1 protein-coding gene is annotated in these 438 nt (G+C 56.2%); it reads left to right on the top strand.

Features of this window, described 5'->3' with window-relative positions; translation table 11 throughout:
- Window positions 1–407 (top strand): transposase (locus tag GTU76_RS29815; RefSeq protein WP_180700268.1); only part of this gene is annotated, 407 nt, incomplete at its 5' end.
- Window positions 408–438: the final 31 nt, after the last annotated feature.

Below are 438 nucleotides of genomic sequence, written 5' to 3'. Positions count from 1 at the left end.
CGCAGATAGACGAAGCCGGTTTAGGCGCTCAGCTCAAGCGTTGCATGAAGGTAGAAGGCATCGGTACGTTGACCGGCGCCCGCTTGCTCGCATCCTTTCAGCGTGGGGACTTCAGGAATGCCGACGCATTCATCGCCTTTCTAGGCTTGGATCTGCGCATATCTGACTCAGGCAAAAAGAAAGGCCGTCGCTGCCTGACCAAACGAGGCGACTCAGAGGCACGTCGATTGCTGCACAACGCTGCAATGGCGGCGAGCCGGACCTCGGCGTGGAAAGGATTTTATGAGGCTTTGAGAGGGCGCGGATTGAGCACTACCCAAGCACTGGTCGCACTAGCCCGCAAGCTTGCCCGGGTGGTATTTGCTCTGCTGAAAAATCAGAGCGAATACTCACCTAAAGCCGTTTAGGGGCTAGGCATGAACCATAGAATCTCCCACA

The sequence above is a fragment of the Pseudomonas crudilactis genome, assembly GCF_013433315.1.
Lineage (GTDB): Bacteria > Pseudomonadota > Gammaproteobacteria > Pseudomonadales > Pseudomonadaceae > Aquipseudomonas > Aquipseudomonas crudilactis.
This window is presented reverse-complemented; position numbering and strand designations above follow the sequence as displayed.